Below are 1,554 nucleotides of genomic sequence, written 5' to 3'. Positions count from 1 at the left end.
TATTTTTTTCATGGAAACATTCTAAGCAATTGTTGCACGTTTGTAAATAATCCCTTAAGACTCTTGAGTTTTTGGTTTGGCAATTGCTATTCTTTTGACAAGAAGGTGGTTTTAAAAAAATGGGGGGGTCTATGAGGTTTGCAATTGTTTCGATCAGTTTTTTGGTAACAGTTCTTTGTTTGACGCATATAAAATGTTATACCGCTTGTCCTACTGCGGTTCCTGAAAAAGATATTGAGCCCATTGCTGATAAATTAACACATCTTATTTACGCATTTGCAAAGCCTAACGCGCAAACAGGACTATGTGATTTGCTCGATCCTTGGGCTGATGTTGGTGCTAATTTTGAACATAGAAAAAAAGTTGGTGGTCATTTTGGTCAGTTAATTGAAATGAAAAAAAAGTATCCACGTTTAAAAATTCTTCTTTCTGTGGGTGGTGGGGCTCACAGCAAACATTTAATTGAAATTGCTAAAAGTGGTCAAACCAAGAAGTTTGTAGAGTCAGCAGTTGGTTTGCTTGATCGGTACTTGTATGATTTTAATCATTCTGCTCGCGGTGAGCAAAAGAGTCACTCTTTTGAGTATCCAGATCTTTTTGATGGCCTTGATTTAGACTTGGAGTGGCCAGGAATGAGTATAGAAAAGGATTTAGTAGGCGCTTATCATGAAATGGTAGCTCTTTTTTCTAAAGAGTTAAAAAAACGATCAAAGAGTAAGGGTAAAAAATCAATTTTTACCTGTGCTGTCCAAGTTCATCCAAAAATTGTTCAAGCATTGTCTTTGGGTATGGTGAGTAAATATGTGGATTGGTTTAACGTGATGGCCTATGATTTTGGCGGTGCAAAATCTTTGGGCGTAAGTTTAAATGCTCCAATTTGTAATCAATGGTCACGCCTGAGTATTGATGGGTCAATCAATGAGCTTATTGATTCGGGGGTATCGCCAGAAAAGTTAGTTTTAGGAATTCCTTTGTACGGCCATGCATTTGATAAAGCACAAGAAAAAATAGGCTCTACGTTTGAAAAAACTGAAAAAACAGTATCTCTTCGTTACGAGCAGATTAAAAACTTATATTTACAAGACTCAAGTTGTAATCAAAAATGGCATGAAAAATCACAGACGCCCTACATTTATTGTCCCCATGATCAGATATTTGTTACCTATGATGATGAAAAATCAATTCAGGCTAAGGTGCAATATTCCAAACAAAAGCTTTTGCATGGTGTTGTTTTTTGGAGGCTTTCTGGAGACGACAAGGATCATTCTTTGGTTCGTTCAGCCTGACTGGGCCTGCTTAGCCAAGGTTTGCTTAAATATTTTTCGTTGAATTGTTGCTTTACGTAAGCCGCTTTTGTTATTTTAAGGTAAAGAGTTGTTTTATATTTGTTCAAAAAATGGAGGTTTAAAATGAAGTTTAAGAAAAGTTTTATTAGTTTGGCTGTGATGACTGCAGTGGTCAGTTCATCTTACTTAAACGCAATGCAACGACTTAGTGGTCGAGTTGCTAATCCAACAGTACAAAAATTTGGCAGAGGTTTTTCATCGACTGCTG

At 36.6% G+C, this 1,554-nt stretch carries 1 protein-coding gene; it reads left to right on the top strand.

All coding sequences use genetic code 11. The features are described from left to right. Window positions 1-131 precede the first annotated feature (131 nt). The gene (locus NTU89_00180) at window positions 132-1,286 is read left to right on the top strand and encodes a glycoside hydrolase family 18 protein (protein MCX5922965.1); all 1,155 of its coding nucleotides are present in this window, start codon (window positions 132-134) and stop codon (window positions 1,284-1,286) included. Window positions 1,287-1,554: the final 268 nt, after the last annotated feature.

Source organism: Candidatus Dependentiae bacterium (assembly GCA_026389065.1).
Classification (GTDB): Bacteria; Babelota; Babeliae; order Babelales; family Chromulinivoraceae; genus JACPFN01.
This window is presented reverse-complemented; position numbering and strand designations above follow the sequence as displayed.

Bases quoted from the DNA above. Each gene is read 5' to 3' on its own strand.
- NTU89_00180 (MCX5922965.1), top strand. From the start codon at position 132: ATGAGGTTTGCAATTGTTTCGATCAGTTTTTTGGTAACAGTTCTTTGT.